This is a genomic window from uncultured Roseobacter sp. (genome assembly GCF_947496515.1).
In the GTDB taxonomy this organism is placed as follows: domain Bacteria; phylum Pseudomonadota; class Alphaproteobacteria; order Rhodobacterales; family Rhodobacteraceae; genus Roseobacter.
In genome coordinates this window covers 1-3,678 of sequence record NZ_CANMDB010000039.1, presented here as the reverse complement: position 1 = coordinate 3,678, position 3,678 = coordinate 1, and the positions used below count along the sequence as shown (strand labels likewise).

The window sequence follows — 3,678 nt, the reverse complement described above, 5'->3', positions numbered from 1 at the left end:
CAACCGCCTCAAAACGCTGAAACGAGCCATGTACGGCCGCGCTGGACCAGAACTTATGCGAGCGAGAATGCTACCGTTCAATCACACACTTTGAGGAAGAACCCAATTAAGTGCCAAGTGACAGCTCGATCGGCTTGTTGAGAAAGGCTTTGGCCGCCTTCGCATCGCGTCGGGCTGTGAGCCTGAAATCCACCATCCACTGCCCGGCAGGGCATTGCGAAGCAATGTCCCGGGAGGGGGGCCGTTGCCATCAATGGCGCGCCAGAGGTAGCGCCACTCAATGCCCGGCAGTCGCTGCTTGCAGCGATGAGAGGGTGCCACCCACGCGGATATAGGTTTCATCGACATGCCAGTCGACACTCGCCCGGCGCAGATGCTTCTCGGTGCGCTTGGTCAGTTCTGGGCCGAACTTCTGGACCCAGCGATACACCGTAGAGCGATCAACCGTCACGTCGCGCTCTGCCAGAAGATCGACGACATCCTGATAAGACAGCGGGTATCGCAGATACCACCGGACGGCACAGAGAATGATCTCACGCGGAAAGCGATGATGTTTGAAAGGTGACTTGCGCGGCATCCCCAACCTCAAAGCCAAAATCTGGCCCACCAGAAGAGTTAATGCAACAGTCCCAGCTGATCAGAATAAGCGTGACGAAACAATCCAGCTTACACTATCATACCGAGTATTTAATCACACGCAGCATTTCGGAAATGGCATTATGTCGACAATTCAGGAAAGTAATTTGGCATCGCGCAGTCATTTGATGATCCTGTTTGTCGTCATTTTCCTCTTAGCTCAGTGCACAAAAATCAATCAGCACGTCCCGGAAAAAGAAGTAGAAGGCTTGCAGACAGACGGCGTCCTTAGCCGTTATCATGAGGTTCTGAACTTACCATTTTCGCGCCACATGTTGCATCCAGGGTATTTGGTCGGAATTGAAAAAAGTCCTAGGGAATTGATTGGGCTGAACACAAGTTTTGATGAGGTGCACCTGACGAATTCAACGACTAATTCCGCCAATATCTCAGACGAAGACCTCACTAGGCAACAAAAAGTATTTGAACGAACATTGGGCGATCCTAAGGCTATGTTCGTTTCGCACATATTGAGGTACGGCAGAGCCCAAGGGGACCAGCAATTAAAACCTGGATTGTTTTACTCAGCTTATTCAAAAACAGCGTTCGGTAAAGCAAAGAAATTACTAGGTGACTGTCATCAGCGATGTGCGTACCAAGAGGGATGGCAAGCACTCCAAGCCATGGAAGAAGCCTTACTGAAAGACATTCAATCTGCTTCGAAATCCAAGAAGCCCTATACACACATTTTCGTGGCAGCAATGGGTTGGAACAACGATCAGCTTGAGTCGATCGAACGCTACAATGCGATCATAGAGCATACGAAACGCGCGGCCGCATCCAGCGGCTCAAACTTCAACCCCATCGTGGTGGGTGTTACGTGGCCGTCAGTGTGGGGCGGGCAATCCGTTCTTGATCTCGCAAACCGTACACTACACATAGCGAGCTATCCAACAAAAGCCGACGACGCAGATGAGATCGGTTATGGTCTGTTAAATTATGTGGTCAACGCGATGTTGCCGAGGATCGAGGCAGAAACACGGTTGACCAGTATCTTGGCAGGTCACTCAATGGGCGCACGCATGTTGACCCGTGCCTACTTTTCAAGCTCGCATTTGAAAGATGCTGTTCCACGAAAAAATGTTGGGCCATTGGTCATTGGGCTGCAAGGAGCATTCAGCGCAAATCGGTTCCGATCAGATTTTTCCTTGTCGCCGTTGGTTGACTGGGTAAGGTCAGCCGAAAGTGGGCCCTACCAAAACCTAGATGCTCCTGGGGGATCTATGGTATTGACATGGAGTAGGGAAGACCACGCTAACCCAGTCGCGCGTTTTGTTACGGGAGCTGTCCACGTTGGAGGAAAACCGGGAAAAGAAGTAATGGTCGACGACGAGTTGGGTGATAGGGTTGTGCCTTTAAACTGGGAAGAACTCAGAGCTTCTAGCACCACATGCAACCGAAACAAAATTCTGTATGTTGACGCATCATCAATTATCAAAACTCATAGCGACATCCGCAATCCCGAAGTCGGGCAATTAGTTTGGCGCTCCATTGAATGCTTCGGTCGGTAACTGAGCGAGTTGTGTTCAGCCGCAAGAGCTTCTCGGCCGGAACATTGTGGCTTCGTAGAGGCGTCTCGCAATCTGTTTACTTAAAAGAATTTGTTCGATGCATCCCCGGGTGCGAATCGGACAACGAAATGGTCTCTTGCTTTTAATGATGACAAAGCAGCCTGAATTGTTTGAGGTTTTTTGGACTGAGAAGGAGCAAGTTATCATGGCTAATCGAAATATTTTTTTGGTTGTACTATTGGGAATGCTAGTGCCAGCAATGACGTCTGAATCGGATGAGGTTCAACCATCTTGCATGCGATTGGATTATCCAAGCCAGCGACTTGAAGGCTTAAGGGTATCTTGGTTCGGCGCCGCGTCGGTCGTAATTGATGATGGCGAACACTCGGTGCTAATCGACCCTTTTGTTTCCCGAGAGGAGAACACTCTTTTTGGGATCGCGACCGGCAAGATCGCAAAGATCAACTATAACGCAATCTATCGCAGATTGCGCCGACCCGAAATCTCCCGTGCTCAGGTAATTTTCGTTGGACACTCCCACTACGATCACAGTTTGGACGTTGCTGATTTTGCGAAATGCTTACAAGTTCCAGTATTTAGATCTGCTGACACGTCCAGGATAGTGAAGGCACATGATTATACGGAAGTGAAAGAATTTGATCCCCGTCTGGTTCTTCAAAATTTTAGAATAAACGGTGGGTTTACGGTGACAGCACTGAAAAGCAAACACGCAAGGCCACCAGCTTGTCTTGCTTCTGTCTGTTTTGACCCTCTAAAGAAGAAAGTTCCTGATCACTTTGAATTTCCTGCTGCTATTCGTGACTATGGGCGTGGCTACGTTTTTACATTCTACGTTGAACACAAATTTGGGAACGTGCTGCATATTGGGACCGCCGGTATTGTTCCAGAGTTCTTGAAACACATCGACGGAGATGTCGATGTTTTGATGCTCGCTTTAGCGGGGCGAAACAAAAGGTATTTGGGAGAAGTGCTTTCTATCGTAAAGCCGAGGTTTGTAATCCCAATACATTATGACAACCTATTCAAATCAATCGATGAAGGCGTTCGAGTAACCCGATTAGCCAAGCTAGAGAATTTTTTAAAGTACATGGAAAGTGAGTACCCGATGATTGAAACTCGAAGAATTTCGTTTGATGACCCTTGGATATTGCCCAATAGGTAGAATGAACGGATTCTGTCGCGAACTTTGCTTTGTGCCGCGAAGGGCCGTCGAGAGATAGGACTCAGGCTGCGAAGCTGGCGTAGATCGCGAACGGGCATCCGTTGCCGAGCTGCCCTTTCCTGATCATATGTGCCGTCTCTATCCCGTCCAAATTGGCGCCTGCCGATCCGAACGACTTGAACCCCATCATCGGACGCGTCCGTCTTTTGACGCCCCGATGATCCTGCTCGACGATATTGTTAAGGTACTTTGAGCGATACACCTGTGACTTGGGAGTGGGCAAAGGCTGGGGGTGTTCGGGTAAGTTGCGGGAGACTCTTTGATCGCTGGAGGCTGACATGGACGTTC

General features: G+C 49.3%; 3 protein-coding genes and 1 pseudogene. 2 read left to right on the top strand and 2 right to left on the bottom strand.

What is annotated here, in order from left to right:
• Positions 1-388: 388 nt before the first annotated feature.
• Positions 389-577: pseudogene (locus Q1A53_RS23215) on the bottom strand (IS6 family transposase); the annotation flags it as partial.
• A 187-nt stretch (positions 578-764) separates the two neighbouring features.
• Here Q1A53_RS23215 and Q1A53_RS23210 point away from each other — a divergent pair.
• Positions 765-2,147, top strand: a complete 1,383-nt coding sequence (locus Q1A53_RS23210) for a hypothetical protein (protein ID WP_299971742.1) — start codon at positions 765-767, stop codon at positions 2,145-2,147.
• A gap of 148 nt (positions 2,148-2,295) precedes the next feature.
• Positions 2,296-3,330 carry an MBL fold metallo-hydrolase gene (locus Q1A53_RS23205; RefSeq protein ID WP_299971739.1) on the top strand — a complete coding sequence of 345 codons (1,035 nt, stop codon included), beginning with the start codon at positions 2,296-2,298 and terminating at the stop codon, positions 3,328-3,330.
• Positions 3,331-3,391: 61 nt separating this feature from the next.
• Here Q1A53_RS23205 and Q1A53_RS23200 read toward each other — a convergent pair.
• A partial coding sequence (locus Q1A53_RS23200; protein WP_299971736.1) for a DDE-type integrase/transposase/recombinase occupies positions 3,392-3,678 on the bottom strand: 287 nt, incomplete at its 5' end.